This is a genomic window from Candidatus Krumholzibacteriia bacterium, assembly GCA_035268685.1.
Classification (GTDB): Bacteria; Krumholzibacteriota; Krumholzibacteriia; order JAJRXK01; family JAJRXK01; genus JAJRXK01.
This window is the reverse complement of the sequence record DATFKK010000170.1, coordinates 39,407-59,862: the sequence shown is the minus strand read 5'-3', so window position 1 is coordinate 59,862 and position 20,456 is coordinate 39,407. Positions and strand designations below refer to the sequence as shown.

The window sequence follows — 20,456 nt, the reverse complement described above, 5'->3', positions numbered from 1 at the left end:
CCCTCCCCCCGCGCCCCGTCGCCCGAGGAAATCCACGCATGCTGCACGCCGTTCTCCGCAGCGCGCGGACCGTCGCCGTGTCCGCCGCCACGATCACGATCCTGACCGTCCCCGCCGCGGCCGATCCGCCCGCGTCGATGGACCTCGACGTCCACGCCCCCCATCGCCACGCCGAGGCGGCTCGCAAGGCCGCGGCCGCGGCCCGCTGGAGCGACGCTCTCGGCCGGGTGACGGTCGACCCGAACCAGGAGCGCTGGGACGTCACCTTCGTCGACCTCGACCTGAGCTTCGACGTGGGCACCGAGGGCGTGAGTGGCCGCGTCGGCTTCGAGACCACCGTCGTCGACGGACCCATCGACCGCGTGGTCGTCGACCTCGACGACGCCATGACGGTGACCGCCGTCGGTGGCGCCGGCACCGGCTTCGTCCATTCCCTCGACCGGATCGACATCGCGCTCGACCGCGCCTACGACACCGGCGAGCGCGTGGTCTTCCACGTCGACTACCAGGGAGTGCCCGATCAGTCGATCGGCTCCTTCGGCGTGCAGTCGGTGAGCGGCCAGCCCCTGATCTGGAGCCTGAGCGAGCCTTTCGGCGCCCGTGCCTGGTGGCCGTGCAAGGACATGCCGGCCGACAAGGCCGACTCGGCTTCGATCAGGTTCACGGTGCCGTCGAACCTGACCGCGGTCAGCAACGGCACGCTCGAACGGGTGGTCGACCTCGGCGCGACCAAGCGCTACGAGTGGTTCGAGCGCTACCCGATCACCACCTATCTGATCTCGATCGCGGCGTACCCCTACACCGAGCAGACCCTTTCGTGGCAATCCAGCACGGGCACCACGATGCCGGTCACCGTGTGGAGCTTCCCGAACGAGGCCTCGAGCGCCCTGAACGCGGCCCACACCACGCGCGACATGCTCACCGCCTTCGAGTCCATGTTCGGGCCCTACCCCTTCCTCACCGAGAAGTACGGGCAGGCGCAGTTCACCTGGGGCGGCGGCATGGAGCACCAGACGGCCAGCTCCATGTGCTGCTGGGGCATCGACTTCCTCATCGCCCACGAGCTCGCCCACCAGTGGTACGGCAACCAGGTCACCTGCACCGACTTCACCGAGATCTGGGTGAACGAGGGCTTCGCGACCTACTCCGAGGCGCTGTGGCGCGAGGTGAGCGAGGGGCGCGCCGGCTACGTCGACGAGATGCTCGCCGCCCGTTATCTCGGCGCCGGCACGATCCGCGTGCCCGAGGACGGCCTCGACGACTTCGCCCGCATCTTCAGCGCCGACCTCAGCTACGACAAGGCCTCGTGGGTACTGCACATGCTGCGCTACGTGCTCGGCGACCAGGACTTCTTCGACTTCATGAAGGCCTACGCCAGCGATCCGAACGTGACCTACGGAGTGGCCGGCACCGACGACGTGCGCCGGGTGGCCGAGCAGGTCAGCGGACGCGACCTGACGACCTTCTTCACGCAGTGGATCGAGCTGCCGTGGTACCCGACCTTCCAGCTCGACTGGGCGCCGACCGAGACGGGCGTCGACGTCGCGTTGCAGCAGGTGCAGACCCATCACGTGTACGAGACGCCGATCACGCTACGCGTGGTCGACGAACTCGGCAGCACCGACCACGTGGTGCAGCTCGACGAGCCCGTGGAGACCCTGAGCTTCACCGCCGGCGCCCCGGTCACCGACGTCGTGATCGATCCCGACGACTGGGTCCTGCACGCGCTCGAGCGTAGGATCGAGACCCCGAGCTTCGACCGCGGCATTCTCCTGGTGAACGGCGTCGACTGGGACACCTACCGCTTCACCATCGAGCCGGCCTACCAGGACAGCGTCTTCACCGGGCAGCAGCCCTTCGAATTCTGGGACGTGATCCCGGCGCCGTCGTCCGGGTATCCGTCGTCCCTTCCGGCACCGCGCGGCACCGGCACCATCCCCCCGTCGGTCCTGGGCGAATACAGTGCCGTGGTGTGGGTCGGCAACGACTACCTCGGTGACCTCGAACCCTGGCTCGAGGCGGCCGTGCTCAGCTATCTCGAACAGGGCGGGAATCTGCTGCTGCTCACCCGCCGGGGAGCGAACTTCCTCACCCAACCGCGACAGAGCTATCTGGGCGTGCAGCTGTCCGACGACACCTATCAGACCGTCGGCAACGCGACACCCGACCTGGCCGGCCTCGTCCCGATGACCGCGACCGGAACACAGACCCTGTCGTCGCCGCTGTCGCCGGTCTTCACCCAGGCGGAGACGGTGAACCTCTTCGTCGATTCGTCCGACCCGAGCCGGTCGCTCGGCGCGTGGCGACGACCGGAGGGAGGCGGATCCGTGCGGGCGTCCGGCGGGCACTTCGCCCATGTCGTGGGCCGGCCCTATCGCTGGGATCGAACGGCACTGCGGCAGAACACCGAGTTCATCCTCACCGAACTGATCGGCGAGCCCATGGCGACCGACGTCGAGACCGTGCCCCGCACGCGCACCGCGATCCGCGGCGCCGTGCCCAATCCCTTCAACCCGCGCGTGTCGATCGAGTACGCGCTGGAGCGCGAGACCAGGGTGACGATCGAGGTCTTCGACGTACGTGGTCGGCGCGTGCGAATGCTGCTTGACGAGGTCCGCCCACAGGGCGACGGTTCGATCCTCTGGAACGGCCTCGACGACACCGGCCAGGCGGTGGCCTCGGGCGTGTACACGGTGCGCCTGCGCTCCGGCGACACGCTCGACCACACCAAGGTCACGCTCGTGCGCTGACCCGACCGCCGTCTCCCCCGGGGCCTTCCGCGACGCACACCACACCACCGGAGGGCCCCGGATGCGCACGCTCCACCCCGAGATCGAACCCTACTGGACCGCCCGCCTGAAGGTGAGCGACCTGCACGAGATCCACGTCGAGCAGTGCGGCAATCCCGACGGCCAGCCCGTGGTCTTCGTCCACGGCGGACCCGGCGGCGGCGGCGATCCGGTGTACCGCCGCTACTTCGATCCCGAGCGCTACCGAATCGTGATCTTCGACCAGCGAGGAAGCGGCCAGAGTACGCCCCACGCCGAGCTCGAGGAGAACACGACCTGGCACCTGGTCGACGACATGGAGCGAATCCGCACCGAACTCGGCATCGATCGCTGGGTGGTGTTCGGGGGCAGCTGGGGCAGCACCCTGAGCCTGGCCTACGCCCAGAAGCACCCCGACCGCGTGAAGGGACTGGTGCTACGCGGGATCTTCATGCTGCGGCCCAAGGAGATCCACTGGTTCTACCAGGAGGGCGCGAACTTCATCTTCCCCGACGCCTGGGAGCACTACCTCGCCCCCATTCCCGAGGACGAGCGCGACGACCTGCTCGCGGCCTACTACCGTCGCCTGACCAGCGACGACGCCGAGGTCCGCGACCGCGCGGCACGCGCCTGGAGCGTGTGGGAAGGAAGCACCAGCAAGCTGCACCCCGACGAGAACCTGATCGCGCGGACCGGCGACCCGACCTTCGCCGCGGCCTTCGCGCGGATCGAGTGCCACTACTTCACGAACCACGGCTTCTTCGACCATCCCGACCAGCTGCTCGACGGCATCGACACCATCCGGAACATCCCGACCTTCATCGTCCAGGGCCGTTACGACGTGGTGTGCCCGATGATCACGGCCTGGGAGCTGCACCGGCGTTGGCCCGAGGCCGAGTTCGAGGTCGTGGGCGACGCAGGCCATTCGGCGAGCGAACCGGGAATCGTGGATCACCTGATCCGAGCCACGGATCGATTCGCGACACTGGATTGACGCTCGTGCCCGTGGCCCTGCTGCTGAGCGCCATGCTTGCGGTCGGATCGGCACCGGCTGCGGGTCCGATGTGGGGAGCGGACCTCTCCTCCTGGCCGGCCATCGCCGATCGGCACCCCGGGATCGACCCCGTGTCCGCGTGGGCCGGAGCCGGTGGCGACTGGATCCGCCTGCGCGTCTTCCACACCTCACGCCACGAGCACGGCGGTCGCGAGCAGGCCCACCGTCTGGCCACGCGGGCGAAGCGCCACGGCCTGAAGGTCCTGCTCGCCCTGCACCTGTCCGACACCTGGGCCGACCCCGGACGACAGGAACTGCCGCGCGCGTGGCGTGGTCTCGCACCGGAAGTGTTGGCCGACAGCCTCGCGGCCTATGTGGCATCGATCACGGCGGGCTTCGCCGGCCGTGTCGACGCCGTGCAGATCGGCAACGAGATCGATCCGGGAATCCTGCTCCCCCACGGCTCGTTCGAGTCCGCCGGCGCGACGCGCCTGCTCCGTGCGGCCACCGCGCGGTCGGACTCCACCACCACCATCGTGATGCACGTCTCGGGTCAGGCCGAAGGCAAGGTCGCCGCCGCGCGCGTGACCGCACTCGATGCCGCCGGCGTGCACTTCGACGTGGTCGGCCTGTCATGGTATCCGTGGTGGCACGGCGATCTCGCGGCGCTGCGTCGCGCCCTCGACCGCGTGGCCCGGGCGGCCGGCGAACGGCGGGTGTGGATCGTGGAGACGGCGTACCCCTTCACGCTCGGCTGGGCCGACGCCGAACACAACGTCGTGGGCACCACCGAACAACTTCGCAACGGCCCCCCGGCCACACCCGCCGGGCAGCGTGCCTGGTTCGCGGCCGTCGCCGACCTCGTGCGCGCCCAACCGGCCACCGACGCCCTGTTCGCGTGGGAGCCCGCGTGGCTCGCCGGAAGCGCCCCTGGGTCGCCGTGGGAGAATCTGGCCTGGATCGATTTCGCGGGCGAACGACTGCCCGTGTGGGATCTGCTCTCCGGTGTGCCGCCGGCTCCGAGGAAGGACTGAGATCGTGACCACGCCTCGCTTCGAACTCGTTCCCCAGCCCACGCCGCTGCACCCCATGCGACGCCTGAGCGCGGAGCTGGACATCGAGCTGTGGATCAAGCGCGACGACCTGACCGGTCTGGCCTTCGGCGGCAACAAGACTCGCAAGCTCGAGTTCCTGGTCGGCGACGCCTTGGCGCGCGGCGCCGACACGCTCGTCACCTCGGGCGCGGTACAGTCGAACCACTGCCGGCAGACGGCCGCGGCCGCCGCCTGCGCCGGACTCGAGTGCCACCTCGCACTCGGGGGCGCGGACCCGGGCACGCGCGACGGAAACCTTCTGCTCGACGACCTGCTCGGCGCGCATCTGCACTGGTGCGGCGAGGCGCGCAAGGGCGAGACGGTGCCGACGATCGTGACCGCGCTGCGCGAGCGCGGACGGTCACCGGTGGTCGTGCCCTACGGAGGATCGAATCCGATCGGTGCCCGCGGCTACGTGCGTGCGGCGGCCGAGCTGCGCGAGCAGTGCGAAGCCCGTTCGCTGCACTTCGACGCGATCGTGTTCGCGTCGAGCAGCGGCGGCACGCAGGCCGGACTGTGTGTCGGGATGGCCCGGGCCGATCTGAACGCACGTGGGATCGGTGTCCGGATCGACCCCGAGCCCGGTCCGAACGGAGACCTGCGCGACGAGATCACGGAGCTGATCGCCGCCCTCGACACCGAAGACGGCACGACGACCGGCGCGGCCATCGAAGTCGTCGACGAGTTCGCCGTGCCCGGCTACGGCACGGTCACCGCTCGGGAGCGCGACGCCGTGCACCGATCGGCCCGTACCGAGGGCGTCCTGCTCGACCCCGTCTACACTGCACGGGCCTTCGGGGGACTGCTGGCGATGACGGCCGACGGTCGCCTGCCCCGAGCTTCGCGCGTCCTCTTCTGGCACACCGGCGGCACGCCGGCGCTGTTCCCCTACGCCGACTGGCTGCGGTCGTCGAGCGCGTCCTCGTCCCCGTAGCCCGCGAGCGCCTGCTCCATCTGCGCCCGGACCTCGTCGACCATGTCGGTCGGCTCGAGCACCCGGGCGTTCGGCCCGAAACCGAGGATCCACGACACGACCTCGGGACGTCCCCGTGCCGTGAACTCGAGCACGATCGAGCGGTCGCTGCGCTGCTCGACCACCTGATCGGGACTCCACCGCCGCTCGGCGACGTACTCGGCAGCCCAGCCGGTGAAACGGCAACGCACCCGGAAGGGTTCGTTCTGCCAGACACCGAAGCCGGCCTTCACGTCGCGCTCGAAGTCGTAGTTGTCGGGAACGCGGAAGACCTGGTCGGTCTTGTCGATCCACTGGATCCGATGCACTGCGAGCAGCGGGTGGTACTTGGGCTCCTTCCAGGGCTGCCCTGGTTCCCGCGCCCGCCGCGTGTGCAGGTAGATGCAGTCGCGGTACGAGAAGATCTTCAGCGGTTTGACGTTGAAGGTGCGCTCGCGGTCGGCGAGGAGACGTCGGTAGCGCACCCGGCACACGCGTTTCTCCTCCATCGCCTCGATCAGCAGCCGCAGGGTGTCGGCGTGCTCGCCGTAGTCGACGTGGCCCCCGCTCAAGGTGGCGAAGTGCTCCTCGGACGGCGGCTGTTCGACCGGCAGGAGGACCGAGGTCTTCTCGAGACCCATGGTGGCCTCGTCGAAGAGCTCACGGCCGAGAAGCGACTCGGCGAAGGCCGCGCACATGTGCAGGGCCTGGAGCTCCTCGTGGCTCAGGAGTTTGACCGCGGGAACCGCTCTCCGTCTCGGAAGACGGAAGAAGCTCCGGTTCCCGCGACGCGTTCGCTCGACGTCGAGGCCCATGGACTCCTCGATCGCGTCGACGAGGCGCAGGACCGTCTGTTTGGAACACTCGAGCATCTCCGAGAGCTCGGTGAGCGAGTATTCGCGGTCGTTGAAGAACAGCTTGGCGAACAGCCGCAACAGCTTGTTCGCATGGGTGGCGTCTCGGTCGCGCTTGCTCGGCACGGTGTACACCTCGGGAGCCTGGAGTACGCCGGATTCGGCAGGACAGGAAGAATACGGCCCCACCGTTCCGTAGTCTGGAACGGTGTGCCCTCATCTTGGAGCACGTCACGAACGTGGCGGGGCGCCGGAGTCGGGCCTGCACCGGGAGCCTGCGGGCTCGGGGGCGCCTCGCCGTTCGTCGTACGGATCGCTCTACGGTTCTGTGTATCAAGAGGGATCGAAGAGCTTCTCGATCGGCCATCCTCCGGGCTCGCTCACCCACTCCTGCTCCATGTGGGTCATCTTCTCCGGAGGGATCGAGACGTAGCGTCCGGACGCCGTCGCGTAGGTGGTCCCGTCGGCACCGATCAGCTCGGCTGCGGTGCCGAGCACGCGGCGGCGCTCCGACTCCACGCGAGCAATCGCGGTACAGGGTGTGCCCGGGACCAGGGGCTTCCGCAGTCGCACGGAGAAGTCGGCCGCGAAACAGGCGCGTTCGCGGACGACGATCGCCGCCCAGGTCATCACCTCGTCGAGAACGGTCGTGATCAGCCCACCGTGGACGACATCCGTCCACCCGGCGTGCTCGGGCCGCGGAGTGAAGGCGAGCTCGACGTGGTCGTCGACCAGATAGCTGCGCGCGCGGAGACCGATGGGGTTCTCCGTACCGCAGACGAAGCAGGAGCGGCTCCAGGGTAGAGCGATGCGCTGGTTCACGAGATCTCGGCGAAGGGGGACGGCGGACGCCGGGATGACGTGGGCGTGGGGATGGTGGGGTCCGGGAGAGAAACCGGTGTGCTTGTCACATGGTTGGGACGGCGGTCCCTCTTGGTCGTTCTAGCCACTCCGCCTCGTCCCGGACCCGAAATCCACGTCGTGTGTGCAGGGGCACGATAACAACCCCCGTTCCGACGACAACTGTGGAAATGCGACCTTCGTGCCAGACAAGTCGTTGGCGTGCCGACTGATGCAGAAGCACCAGTTTCCGGCCGGGCCGGACCGGTGCCCATCCGCCCCCCTCCGGATTGCCGTCGAGCCCTGTTCTGGGGTATGATTCAGTTCGCTGCGCCAGGGTTTCGCCCCCCGCTCCCCGCCCGTTTCGCCGCGGGTCCGGCGCAGTGACATGCTGCACACGTCAGGAAGGACACCGTCATGATGCCTCGTGGTCTGCCACGTGGTCTCGCAACGTGCATCCTCGTCGTCTTCTCCGCTTCGGCCCTGCTCTCGCTCGGAGGCTGCTCGGACGACGGCGGTCCCTCCTCTCCGGTCGACGACCGCCCGAATCCCTACGACGACTTCGATGGGCCGGACCCGCGCGAGGTCTACGCCCTCGAGACACTCGAGCTGGGCGATCTGCCGTATCCGCCACAGAACGCGCCGTCGGAGCCGGGCTTCGAGAAGCGCCTGGAGCTGGGCCGCTTCCTGTTCTTCGACCAGCTCTTGTCCGGACGACTCGACACCAGTTGCGGCAGCTGCCACCACCCTGCAATGGCCTGGCAGGACGGCGTGGACCTCAGCTCCGGGGTCAGCGGGTCCGGCTTCGGTCCCGAGCGCGTGCTCACCGACGAGAACGTCATGCTGATGCCGCGCAACACCCCCACCGCGATGAACGTCGGCTTCAACAGCGCCGAAGCCGGCGGTCCGCCGAGCCACCGCGGACTGCTGCTCTGGGATGGTCGGACGGCGGGCCTGGAGCGTCAGTCGCTGCAACCCACGGCGACCATCGACGAGATGAGCTACCACCTGCCCAACCACGGCGTCCACACCTACTCCGACTCGGCGGCGGCCGACACGATGGTCGCCCGGTTGCAACAGATCGACGAGTACGTCGACCTGTTCGCGCAGGCCTTCCCCGGGGAAGCCGCGGAGGCGGATCCGACCGAGCAGGTCGTCCGGAAGAACACGCTGGAGCGTGCGTTGGCCGCCTACCAGCGCGAACTGGTGACGATCGACAGCGCCTACGACCAGTGGGTGCGAGGGGACGACCGAGCCCTGACCCTCGAGCAGCTCCGGGGCGCCGACCTCTACTACGGGAAGGCGAACTGCGCCGCCTGCCACTCCGGACCCATGTTCAGCGACTTCTCGTTCTCGCGGATCGGCGTCGCCGACAACCCCCGCGCGCCCGGCCGGTACCCGGTGGAGCGCGGCGGCAACGGCGTGGACATCGGCCGCATGGAGCACACCTCGAATCCCGAGGACGTGCACCGATACCGCGTGCCGACGCTGCGTAACGTGGCCCTGACGGGACCTTGGTTCCGCCACGGCACGGCGAACAGTCTGCGCGACGTGGTGATCTTCCACCTGATCGCGGGCGTTCCGCCCGACCCGGAAACCCGACCCGAGTGGTCAGCGATCTACGATCGATACATGGGCCGCCTGCAGATGACGCGCACGCCGGGACCGATCCTGACCCCCGACCTGCTCGACGACCGCCTGGTCCCGATCGACCTGACCGATCAGGAGGTCGACGATCTCGTCGCGTTCATGCACGCGATGACCGACCGTACGATCGACGGCCGTTCGGATCCGACCGTGCCCACGCGCGTGCCCAGCGGATCGCCGATCGTCGATGCCCTCGAGCCCTTCTCGATGGTCCCACTACCCGAACACGTCGACGCCCGCTGAGATCGACCTCGACCCCGTCCCGGAGGACACCATGCGTCGTCTCGTGCTCCCGGCTCTCGCCCTGTGCGTGAGCACGACCCTCCCCGCCGCGGCCGCGGTCACCTTCACCGAGATCTCCGAGCAGACGGGAATGCGCTTCGAGCACGACCCGCGCTCGCTCACCCTGGAGGAGCAGAACCTCTACGGACCGGGGGTGGGGATCGAGGACGTCAACGGCGACGGCTGGCTCGACGTCTTCTTCACCAACGGCAGCGAGGTGGGCAACCGCCTCTTCCTGAACGACGGCGACTGGACCTTCACCGACGTCAGTGCGCAGATGGGCGTGTCGAACAGCCGCGGGGGGAACGGTCTGGCCTTCGCCGACGTCAACAACAACGGCCGTCCGGACCTGGCGATCGCGAACTTCTACGAGCAGCCGCTCCTGCAGATCAACGGCGGCGACCGCTATCGCTCGAACGAGACCCAGTACGGGCTCGTTCCCGTGCTGCCGGGAAGTCTGGAGTTCGACGGTTCCTACTTCCCTCCGCCCGAGTCGATGGGCGTGTCCTTCGGTGACTACGACCAGGACGGCTTCGTCGACCTGTACATCGCCCACTACCGCTTCCAGGTCGACGTGCTGTACCGCAACGAGAGTGGGAACGGATTCTCGTTCGTGCGCCAGATCCCGGACGCGGTGATCGACGGCAAGGACGATCCGTTCTGGGGCTTCACCGGTGTCTTCACCGACCTGGACGACGACGACGACCTCGACCTGTACGTCGCCAACGACTTCGGCTTCAATTTCTTCTACGAGAACCAGGGGCCGGCCGGGGACTATGCCTTCGTGGAACGCGCCCGGGCCCTGGGGATCCTGGGTGACGGTCGCGCCGACGAGCCCAAGGCCCAGAGCATGGGCCTGGCCATCGCCGACTACGACAACGACCTCGACCTCGACATCTACGTCACGAACTTCCAGCTCAACGCGCTGTACCGCAACGACGGCGTGGACGGCTCGACCGGCGATCTGTCGTTCACCGACGTCGCGGCCAGTGCCGGCGTGGAGTTCGACCTGAACTGCTGGGGCGTGGAGTTCGTCGACCTCGACAACGACACCGACCTCGACCTGATCCTCACCGGTGGGCACATCTTCTCGAACATCTTCTCGCAGCCCTTCGACATCCCCGATCAGCTCTACATCAACGACGGGCCCGCCAGCGGCTGGACCTTCACCCCGGCGAACGAGAGCGCGGGCTTCGACGCCGGTCTGTTCGGCCGCGGACTGGCGACCGGCGACCTCGACCGCGACGGCGACCTCGACGTGGTGACCACGAACAACACCTACTACGACCCCACGCCGCAGGACTACACGCAGGTCTTCACCGGCCACAGCATGGTGTTCCGCAACGACCAGGACACCGGCCACAACTGGGTGAACCTGCGGCTCGAGGGACGCGTGGGCGACGGCGGCGTCACCAACCGCATGGGGATCGGCGCGAAGGTCTACCTGACCACCACGGCGGGCGTGACCATGATGCGCGAGGTGCACGCGGGAACGAGCTTCATGAGCCACCCCTCGCTCGAGGTCGAGTTCGGTCTCGGCTGGGGTGACGTCGAGTCGGTCGAGGTGAAGTGGCCCGGCGGCGCGATGGAGGAGTTCTCCGGTATCGAGGCCAACCGCTTCTACCGGCTGATCGAGGGCCAGGGCGAGGCGACGCCGGTGGCGACCGCCCTTTCGACCTTCGCGGCCCGCCCCTTCGGACGGGGCGTGCTGCTCGAGTGGCGCTCGGCCCCCGGCGTGCGGATCGTGGACGTGGCGGTCGACCGCGCCGAGGCCCGCACCCCCGAGCGCTTCGTGCGCCTCGACGACGTCGAGGTCACGCTGCGCGCGGCCGGCGGCGAGGTCTTCGACCCGACGGCCGTCATCGGCCGCAGTTACCGCTACCGGCTGGCGCTTCGCCTGGCGAGCGGCGACGAGATCCAGAGCACCGTGGCCGAGGTCACGGCCGGCACCACGCCCGCGCCGCGCCGGGCCGAGGTCGGGCAGAACTATCCGAACCCCTTCAATCCTTCGACACGCATCGAGTTCAGCGTGCCGCGCCGCATGCACGCCCGCCTGGTGATCCACGACGCCCGCGGTCGTCAGGTGCGGACCCTCGTCGACGACGTCGTCGAGCCCGGGAAGCTGCACGCCGACTGGGACGGCCTGGACGACACCGGCCGGCCCGTGTCGAGCGGGGTGTACCTGTACTCCCTGATCAGCGACGACGGCACCAGCGCCCGCCGCATGGTGCTTGCGCGCTGAGCCCGACGGCGGCAGTCTCTCGGGGCCGTTCCGTGCCGGGAGCGGCCCCTTCGTCGTCCCGCCGTAACCCGATCCCCAGCTGGACGTACTGTACGGGTCCACCGCTCGCCCCCAACCGAGGATTCCCGATGCTCCGGTTCGCCCTCCGCGCCCTGACCGCGCTCGCCGTCCTGTTCGTCGTCGCCGACGCCCACGCCGAGAAGATCCCCATCGAGCGCGCGGACGACCTCCCGCGGCACACCTACACCATCGACGGCGCGGCCGTGGACCTGCTCGAGGACCGCGACCTGCTGCTCGAACTGGCCCGCGAGGTCGCAGCCGATCTCCACTCCGACCTCGAGACCTATGCGATCGAGGACGCGACCACGCTCAAGAACTACCACGGTGCTCTGGGCACGGTGGCGCTCGTCGAGGGCCGGTACGACGACTACCGCGAGCACCTCGCGAGGGTGCGCGAGCTCGAGAGCAAGGAGGCCCAGCGGCTGCTCGCCGGGCTCACCGCGCTCGCCTGGATCGACGCGATCCAGCAGCCCGAGCGCGAGTTCGAGGAGGCCTACGAGGACGCCCTGCGCGACCGCGTGAACGTCCTCCCCTACGAAGTGGTCGAGGCCGACCTCAAGCAGCGCAAGGGCATGATGGAGATCGTGAATCGCAATCTGCTCGAAGGCATGGTCCAGGCACAGGTCCAACCGCAGATCGACCGCAGCGACGGCGTGCTGACCAAGGACCTGGCCCTGAGCCTCGTCCAGCAGGGCTTCGCCGTGCACATGATGCTACCCCACAAGGACGTCATCGCCGGCGTGTACGCCGACTTCCTCGACGCCCACGCCGTCGAGAAGCAGGACATCTGGCAGGCCCGATCGGTCGACCTCTCCGGCCGCGACGATCTCACCGAGGTCGTGATCGGCGTGTGGGATTCGGGCGTCGACGAGAGAGTCTTCGCCGAACTCGACCAGATCTGGACGAATCCCGGCGAGGTCGCCGACAACGGCACCGACGACGACGGCAATGGCTACGTGGACGACGTCCACGGGATCTACTTCGACACCGAGGCCCGGAGCGCCACCGAGCCCCTGTACCCCGTCGGCGAGATCGACGATCCGCGGCGGTTGCAGCGGCAGATGAAGGGACTGCGTGACGTCCAGATGTCGATCGACAGCCCCGAGGCCGACGCCCTCAAGGAGCGGATCGACGAACTCGGTACCGACGAGGTCGAACCCTTCATGGAGGCGATCAACGCCTACGGCAACCACTCGCACGGTACGCACGTGGCCGGGATCGCCGCCGAGGGCAACCCCGCCGCCCGGATCATGAACGCCCGCCTCAGCTTCGACCACGAGATGATCCCGCCGAAGCCCACCCGCGAACGCATCGAGCGCTGGGCCGACTCGTACCGCGCCGTCGTCGCCTACTTCCGCGACCACGGCGTGCGCGTGGTCAACATGAGCTGGGGCGGCAGCGTGGCCGACATCGAGGCCGCGCTCGCCGCGCACAACGACCCGGCCGACCCCGAGCAGCGCAAGGCCCTGGCCCGCGAGTACTTCGAGATCGGCAAGCAGGCGTTGACCGAGGCCATGGCCGAGGCTCCCGACGTCCTGTTCTGCGTCGCCGCCGGTAACTCCGACAACGACAACGTGTTCGAGGAGTTCGTTCCGAGTTCGATCGAACTGCCCAACATCATGACCGTGGGTGCCGTCGACCAGGCGGGCGAGGAGACCTCGTTCACCACCTTCGGCAAGGTCGACGTCTACGCGAGCGGCTTCGACGTCGACAGCTACGTCCCGGGCGGCGACCGCCTCGCCCTGAACGGCACGTCGATGGCCTCGCCGAACGTGGCCAACCTGGCCGCCAAGATCCTGGCGATCCGGCCCGACCTCGACCCGATCACCGTGAAACAGCTGATCATCGACACCGCCGACGTGATCATGGCCGGAGACCGTGAGGTCCGACGGATCCACCCGAAGAACGGGATCGCGGCCCTCGACGAGATGCCGGTCAGGTCGCGGCGGTGAGCACCCCGGCTGGTGCGGCCGCATCAACCGACGCCGCACCATCTTGACACGGGCCCGCACTCCCGGAATCCTGTGAAGGAGACCGGGAGTGCAGCGGCCGCGCCCTCCTTCGCGCGCCCACGGGTGTGCGGCGCGGTCGGCCTCCCGGATCCGTCGAAGGGAACCGACCGATGGCACGGCTGTCCGTCCTCGTCGTCCTGTCCCTGTTCGTCCTCTGCGGTCCGGCCACGGCCGGCGACTTCGATCTCGACGCCTACCGCGCGCATCTCGAGCAGGACGCCGACCTCACCGCGAGCGCCCTGCTCGAACGCCACGCGCCGGTCGGCCCCTACCTCCACCGTGTCGACGACACGCTCGGCGGCACCGCCTTCCTCGATTCGGTGATCACCGCGCTCGAACTGCGCGACGGCGAACTCGACCTGCTCGAGCGCCACGGTTTCGTGGTCAGCGAACGCCTCCACCACAGCTCCTACGGCGCGGCCCTGCGCTGGGTGTGGCACGCCGACCTGCCCGTGTTCCTGTCGAGCGATCTGTTCCTGCACACCTTCCACCGCTCCTTCGACGAGATCCTGAAGGGCATCGAGCTCACCACACTGATCCCGACCGTGGACGGAGCGCTCGCGTCGATGCGCGCGGCCTGGCCCGATCTCGCCGCCGCCCACGCCGAAGACACGGCCATGCAGGACTGCGTGGCCGATCTCGACCTGTACCTGAGCGTGGCCCTGACGTTGCTGCGCGACGAGACCACCGGGCCGCTGGACCCGGCGAACCAGGCGCTGTACGACACCGTGGTCGCCGCGGCCCGCGACGCGAGCGGCCTGCAGGACGTCGCGCTTTTCAACGACACGCCGCGCACGGTCGACTTCAGCCAGTTCGTCCCGCGCGGTCACTACACCGACCGACCCGAACTCGAACGCTACTTCCGCTGCCTCATGTGGCTGGGCCGGATCGACTTCCGGCTGTCGATCCCGCCGGGGATCGGCGCGCCGCCCTCGGTGCAGCGCGAAGTCGTCGACGCCTTCCTCCTGCGCGCTCTCGTCGACCGCGCCGGTGTGCGCCCCCAGCTCGAACGCATCGATGACCTGCTGCGCGTGTTCATCGGCGAGTCCGACAACACCACGCTCGCGCACCTCGACGCCATGGCGACCGAGCTCACGCTGTCCGATCCCGCGCAACTGTGGGATGCCACGACGTACGAAGCCTTCGAGGACCTGCTCGACAGCGGCGCCTACCAGCCGCAGGCGATCAACTCACGCGTGCTGATCGGCGATCCCATGTCGGGCGAGCCCCTCGATCCGCCCTACGCCTTCCTCCTCATGGGCCAGCGCTTCACGATCGACTCGAACGTGCTGGGCAACGTGGTCTACGACCGGATCCGCTACCAAGGATCGACGCCCTTCCGGGGACTGCCCGACCCGCTGGACGTGCTCTACGCCCTGGGCAACGACGATGTCCTGCCGCTGCTCGAGGACGAACTCGAGACCTACCACTACGCCGCCAACCTCAGTGCCCTGCGCTACCTGATCGACTCGTACGACGACACCTTCTGGAGTTCGAGCCTCTACACCCACTGGCTCGCCGCCCTGCGCACCCTCACCGGAACGGGCGAGATCGATGGAGCGCCCGACTTCATGCGCACCGGCGGCTGGCAGCAGCAGAAGATGAACACCCAGCTCGCCTCGTGGGCCGAGCTGCGGCACGACACCATCCTGTACGTGAAGCAGTCCTACACCGGGGGCGTGATCTGCTCGTATCCGCACGGATACGTCGAGCCGGTTCCGGCGCTGTACGACCGCCTGCGGCGCTTCGCCGAGTTCGGGCGCGACGAGATCGTGGCGCGCCTCGACCCCGGCCCGCACAGCGACCGCATCGCCCAGTACTTCGACCGCGCCGCGGCCCTCATGGACACCGTGGGCACCATCGCACAGAAGGAACTCGACGGCGTGGCCTTCTCCGCGGCCGAGAGCTCGTTCCTGCAGCGGGTGCTCTTCGCCGAGTCCGGCTGCAATCTGGTGGAGTCGGGATGGTTGCCCCGTCTCTACTACTGCGCCGACGGCTGCAGCGCCCCGGCCAGCGAGACCGATCGCATCATCGCCGACGTCCACACCCAGCCCACCGACGAGTTCGGCTCGACCGTGGGCAAGGTGCTGCACGTGGCCACGGCGAATCCCCTGCTCGGCGTGTTCGTCGCGCGGTGCCCGGGCGGGGCGCCGACGGCCTTCGTCGGGCCGGTGGCCTCGTACCGGGAACTGGTGACCCTGGACTTCCACCGGCTCACCGACGACGACTGGGAATCGATCCTCGACGGCGGGGACTGGTCGAACCCGCTGAGCCTGACCTACGACGTTCCGCCCACCGAGAGCTGGACCCACGTCTATCTCACCGACACCGAGGGCCGGGTGCGCACCGACGCCGCCTCGATCCTCGGGCCCGTGGCGGTCGACGCTCCGGCCGACCCCGGTGATACGCCCACCCCGGCTCGGGACGGCGTTCGATGGGTGCGTGGTCAGCCCAATCCCTTCAATCCCCGGACGGTGATCGGCTTCGAGCTGACCGGGAAGCAGCCGATGTCCGTGCGCGTGGAGATCGTCGACGCCCGAGGCGCGCGCGTCGCGGTACTGGTCGACGAGACGCTCCAGCCGGGGACGTACCTGATCCCCTGGCGGGGTGAGGACGCGAACGGTCGTGCGGTCGCATCAGGCGTCTACCATGCAAAAGTGGCCGCCGGCATGCGCACGGCGACCACGAAACTGACCCTGGTCCGGTAGACCGCGACAAGGGCGGGCTCGGAGACGAGCCCGCTCGTGCCTACATCATCCCGGTCCTGAGACGGGCCTCTTCGCTCATCATGCTCGGGTTCCAGGCGGGCTCGAACACCAGATCGACCTGCACGCTGGCCACCTCGGGCAGCATCTGGATCTTCTCCTCGATCTCGTTCTTGAGCACGTCGCCCATCCCGCAGCCGGGTGCGGTGAGCGTCATCACGACGTCCACGTGGTGCAGGCCGGGGCTGCCCTCGAGCGGGGTGAGCTCGCAACTGTAGACCAGGCCGAGCTGCACGATGTCGATCGGAATCTCCGGGTCGTAGCAGGTGCCGAGCTGACCCCAGACCTTCTCCTCGAGATCGCCGCCGGTCGGCATGTCGACCTCGAAGTCGCTGGGATCCTTGCCCACGGCATCGGCGTCCTCGTTGGCCACCCGGAACATCTGGCCGTACTGGGTCACCACGGTGAAGCTCGTACCCAGGGCCTGGGTCACCCGGCCCTGCATGCCCTCGGAGATCGTGGCCGGCGTGCCGTCCGGCACCAGAATGGCCTTGGTGTCACGCTGGAAGGTGACGAGTTCGTTCTTCATGGCTGTTCTCCGTCGCGTCAGGCCGCGAAGATCTTGCGGACCTTCTGCAGGGCTTCGACCAGGCGATCGACGTCGTCACGATCGCTGTAGCAACCGAACGAAGCACGGATGGTCGCCGGCACGCCGAAGTGGTCCCACAGCGGCTGGGTGCAGTGGTGCCCGGCGCGAACGGCCACGCCCTCCTCGTCGAGAAGAGTGGCCACGTCCTGGGCGTGAATGCCCTCGAGCACGAACGACAGCACCGGGCTCTTCTCGCGAGCCTCGCCGAACAAACGCACACCCTCGAGTTCCAGCAACCGCTGCGTACCGTACTCGAGCACCTGGCGCTCGTGCTCGCCCAGGGCATCGTGGCCGATGGATTCGACGAACTCCACGGCGGCGCCCAGACCGATCACCGCCGCGATCGGCGGCGTACCCGCCTCGAAGCGTTGCGGTGGATCGGCATAGGTGGTGCCCTCGAAGCTGACCCGCCGGATCATGTCGCCCCCACCGTGCCAGGGCGGCATGGACTCGAGGTGCTCCCACTTCGCGACCAGGGCTCCCACACCGGTGGGCCCGTAGACCTTGTGCCCACTCACGGTGTAGAAGTCGACGTCCCAGCCGTCGATGTCGATCGGCGCGTGCGGTCCACCCTGTGCCCCGTCGACCAGCACCGGCACACCCTGGGAGTGGGCCAGTTCGACCAGAGTGGCCACGGGATTGATCGTCCCGAGCGCGTTCGAGACATGGTTGAAGGCGAGCAGCCGCGTACGGTCGTTCAGCCGGCGCTCGACCTCCTCGAGCACCAGCTCCCCGCGGTCGTCGATCGGAGCCGCGACCACCTTCGCACCCTTCTCCTCGGCAACGAGCTGCCAGGGAACGATGTTCGAGTGGTGCTCCATCTCGGTCACCAGGATCTCGTCACCGGGTCGAAGACGCGGCGCCAGATAGGAGTGGGCGACCAGATTGATCGCCTCGGTGCACCCGCGGCCGAACACCACGCGGCGTGGATCGTCCACACCGGTGAACCGGGCCAACGTCCCCCGCACGGCCTCGTACTTCGCCGTGGCCTCCTCGGACAGCGTGTACAGACCGCGATGCACGTTCGCGTTGCAGTGGGTGTGGTACTCGTGCATGGCGTCGAGCACGGTGCGCGGCCGCTGCGCCGTCGCTGCGCTGTCCAGGTACACCAGCCGTCGTCCGTGGATCGTCCGCGCGAGCTGGGGGAACTCGGCCCGGACCGCCGTGACGTCGTAGTCGTTCGCGGCGTCCTGGACGGGCGGGGTCGATTCGGGTCGGACCTGGTTCACACGAGCTCCTCGCTCAGGTGTTCGTGGGGCAGGTGCTCGAAGATACTACGCCGAGCGAAACGACGCAGCGCCGCCAGCGGCATGGACTCGACCACGGTGCTGGCAAAGGCGAAGGTCAGCAGGCCACGCGCGGTGGTCTCGTCGATGCCGCGGCTGCGCAGGTAGAACAGACCGTCCCGATCGAGCTGCCCCAGGGTCGCTCCGTGACTGGCCTTGACGTCGTCGTTGTAGATCTCCAGCTGCGGCAGGGTGTTGATCTGCGCTTCGTCACTCAGCAGAAGGTTCGCGTTGTTCTGCTGGGCGTCGGTCCCCTTCGCGCCTTCGGCCACGACGACGCGCCCCATGAACACACCGCGGGCCTTGCCGTCCAGAACGTTGCGGTAGACTTCTTCGCTGCGTGTGTAGGGGACCTCGTGGTGGACCCACGTGTGGTTGTCGGCCACCTGACGCTGGTCGAGGACGACCAAGCCGTTGAGGACGACTTCGCTGTTGCTGCCCTGCAGGTGTGCGCGCACGTCCTGGCGCACGAGTTCGCCGTCGACGACCATCGCGTGCTCGCGCAGACGACTGTCCCGGCCCTGCCGCGATCGGATCGAGGCCACGTGCAGGTGCTCGGCACCGGTCCGCACCACACGGACCCAGTCGACCTGTGCGTTGTCGTCGAGCTGCAGGTCGACCACCGCATTCACGAAATCGTCGCTCCCGTCGAGAGCCACGTGGTCCTCCACCACCGTCAATTCGGCACTGCGGCCGACGGCCACCACCAGGCGAGGATGCACGACGGTCGGGCGGTCGTGCCTCGTGCTGACGTGCAGCACGTGCAGGGGTCGCTCGACCTTCACGTCGGCGTCGATCCGCAAGACGACTCCGTCGCGAAACCACGCCGCATTCAGGGCTTCGAAGCCGGTCGCCCGATCCCCGCCGTCGCGACGCAGTCCGGTCAGCGCGGTTTCGCGCCCGGCCTCGGCTGCCCCGTACAGGCTCTCGATCGTGACGCCGGACGGTAGATCGCTGATCTCGCTGAGCTCGGGCACGAGGAAGCCGTCGACCAGAACCACGCGGATCGCGCCGAGATCGGCGATCGCGAACCGCTCCAGCGCATCGGCTTCGATCGCGGGCGGCGCCTCGGGCACCTGACGTTCGACCGCCGAGATCGCGCTCAGGTTGATCTGGCGCCAGTCTTCGTCCTTGCGGCCGGGCAGCCCAAGTTCGCGGTAGCGCGCCGCGGCGGCACGGCGGACGTCGGCGCTCCAGCCACCGCCGTTCGTCGACAGGGCCTCGATCCAGGCGTCGAGTCCGCCCGAGAAGGGTTGCTGCTGACTCACTGCACGTCCTTTCGCGTCGAGCTCGGTTCGGTGCGCGGCTCAGGCCTCGGCGCCGACCCAGGCGTAGCCCTTCTCTTCGAGTTCCAGCGCGAGTTGGCGATCGCCGCTCTTCGTGATGCGACCGTTCTGCAGCACGTGCACGTAGTCGGGCACGATGTACTCCAGGAGACGCTGGTAGTGCGTGACGATGATCGTGGCGCGTTCGGGGTCGCGCAGACGGTTGACACCATCGGCCACGATCTTCAGCGCGTCGATGTCCAGACCCGAGTCGGTCTCGTCGAGGATGGCCAGCTTGGGTTCGAGCACGGCCATCTGCAGGATCTCGTTGCGCTTCTTCTCGCCACCGCTGAAGCCCACGTTGACGGGCCGGTTGAGCAGCGACGGGTCGAGCTGCAGCTGCGCGGCGCGCTCCTTGAGCAGACGCAGGAAGTCGGCCGCGTCCATCTCTTCCTCGCCGCGCGCCTTGCGCTGCGCGTCGACGGCCGCCTTCAGGAAGTAGGTGTTGCTCACGCCGGGGATCTCGACCGGGTACTGGAAGCCCAGGAACATGCCCAGCGCCGCGCGCTCCTCGGGGTCGAGTTCGAGCAGGTCCTGGCCCTCGAACGCCACCGAGCCCCCGGTGACCTCGAACTCCTCGCGTCCGCACAGGACGCTGGCCAGGGTGCTCTTCCCCGAGCCGTTCGGCCCCATGATCGCGTGGATCTCGCCGGCGTTCACCTCGAGGTCGACTCCCCGCAGGATGGCCTTGCCATCGATGGCGGCCTGGAGGTTCTCGATCTTCAGCATGACGTTTCCTTCGCTTC

Annotated in this window: 14 protein-coding genes; 8 read left to right on the top strand and 6 right to left on the bottom strand. The window is 68.4% G+C overall.

Translation table 11 applies throughout. The annotated features are described in order from the left end of the window. Nucleotides 1-38 precede the first annotated feature (38 nt). The 4 genes from VKA86_16000 (at nt 39) to VKA86_15985 (ending at nt 5,790) form a co-directional block, all read left to right on the top strand. A complete protein-coding gene (locus VKA86_16000) occupies nt 39-2,750 on the top strand; it encodes a M1 family aminopeptidase (protein HKK72709.1) in 2,712 nt (903 codons plus the stop codon). 61 nt (nt 2,751-2,811) lie between these two features. Then, on the top strand, nt 2,812-3,762 hold the full coding sequence (pip, locus tag VKA86_15995) for a prolyl aminopeptidase (GenBank protein ID HKK72708.1): 951 nt from the start codon (nt 2,812-2,814) through the stop codon (nt 3,760-3,762). A 5-nt stretch (nt 3,763-3,767) separates the two neighbouring features. Then, on the top strand, nt 3,768-4,796 hold the full coding sequence (locus VKA86_15990) for a glycosyl hydrolase 53 family protein (protein ID HKK72707.1): 1,029 nt from the start codon (nt 3,768-3,770) through the stop codon (nt 4,794-4,796). A gap of 4 nt (nt 4,797-4,800) precedes the next feature. Beyond that, nucleotides 4,801-5,790, top strand: a complete 990-nt coding sequence (locus tag VKA86_15985; GenBank protein HKK72706.1) for a D-cysteine desulfhydrase family protein — start codon at nt 4,801-4,803, stop codon at nt 5,788-5,790. Here VKA86_15985 and VKA86_15980 read toward each other — a convergent pair. Both VKA86_15980 and VKA86_15975 read right to left on the bottom strand, forming a co-directional pair. Further along, the gene (locus VKA86_15980) at nt 5,745-6,788 is read right to left on the bottom strand and encodes a WYL domain-containing protein (protein ID HKK72705.1); all 1,044 of its coding nucleotides are present in this window, start codon (nt 6,786-6,788) and stop codon (nt 5,745-5,747) included. The two genes, VKA86_15985 and VKA86_15980, sit on opposite strands and share 46 nt — an antisense overlap. 207 nt (nt 6,789-6,995) lie before the next feature. Further along, entirely contained in the window at nt 6,996-7,484 is a 489-nt protein-coding gene (locus tag VKA86_15975; GenBank protein ID HKK72704.1) for a PaaI family thioesterase, read from the bottom strand. 435 nt (nt 7,485-7,919) lie between these two features. On the opposite strand from VKA86_15975, the gene VKA86_15970 reads away from it, so the two are divergent. From VKA86_15970 to VKA86_15955, 4 genes are all read left to right on the top strand, one after another. Next, entirely contained in the window at nt 7,920-9,392 is a 1,473-nt protein-coding gene (locus VKA86_15970) for a cytochrome c peroxidase (protein HKK72703.1), read from the top strand. A gap of 31 nt (nt 9,393-9,423) precedes the next feature. Further along, nucleotides 9,424-11,673, top strand: coding sequence for an FG-GAP-like repeat-containing protein (locus VKA86_15965; protein ID HKK72702.1), 2,250 nt, complete (start codon nt 9,424-9,426; stop codon nt 11,671-11,673). Nucleotides 11,674-11,801: 128 nt separating this feature from the next. Beyond that, nucleotides 11,802-13,685 carry a S8 family serine peptidase gene (locus tag VKA86_15960; protein HKK72701.1) on the top strand — a complete coding sequence of 628 codons (1,884 nt, stop codon included), beginning with the start codon at nt 11,802-11,804 and terminating at the stop codon, nt 13,683-13,685. 170 nt (nt 13,686-13,855) lie between these two features. Beyond that, nucleotides 13,856-16,453: a DUF3160 domain-containing protein gene (locus VKA86_15955; protein ID HKK72700.1), complete on the top strand. Its 2,598-nt coding sequence runs from the start codon at nt 13,856-13,858 to the stop codon at nt 16,451-16,453. Nucleotides 16,454-16,493: 40 nt separating this feature from the next. On the opposite strand, the gene sufT is transcribed toward VKA86_15955, so the two are convergent. Genes sufT through sufC form a run of 4 tightly spaced genes read right to left on the bottom strand, consistent with a single transcriptional unit; the run spans nt 16,494 to nt 20,439 of the window. After that, a complete protein-coding gene (gene sufT / locus VKA86_15950; GenBank protein ID HKK72699.1) occupies nt 16,494-17,039 on the bottom strand; it encodes a putative Fe-S cluster assembly protein SufT in 546 nt (181 codons plus the stop codon). A 17-nt stretch (nt 17,040-17,056) separates the two neighbouring features. Then, complete coding sequence (locus VKA86_15945; GenBank protein ID HKK72698.1) at nt 17,057-18,328, bottom strand: cysteine desulfurase; 1,272 nt, start codon at nt 18,326-18,328, stop codon at nt 17,057-17,059. Beyond that, on the bottom strand, nt 18,325-19,653 hold the full coding sequence (sufD, locus tag VKA86_15940) for a Fe-S cluster assembly protein SufD (protein ID HKK72697.1): 1,329 nt from the start codon (nt 19,651-19,653) through the stop codon (nt 18,325-18,327). The genes VKA86_15945 and sufD overlap by 4 nt, the downstream gene beginning before the upstream one ends. 39 nt (nt 19,654-19,692) lie before the next feature. After that, nucleotides 19,693-20,439, bottom strand: a complete 747-nt coding sequence (gene sufC / locus VKA86_15935) for a Fe-S cluster assembly ATPase SufC (GenBank protein ID HKK72696.1) — start codon at nt 20,437-20,439, stop codon at nt 19,693-19,695. Nucleotides 20,440-20,456 lie beyond the last annotated feature (17 nt).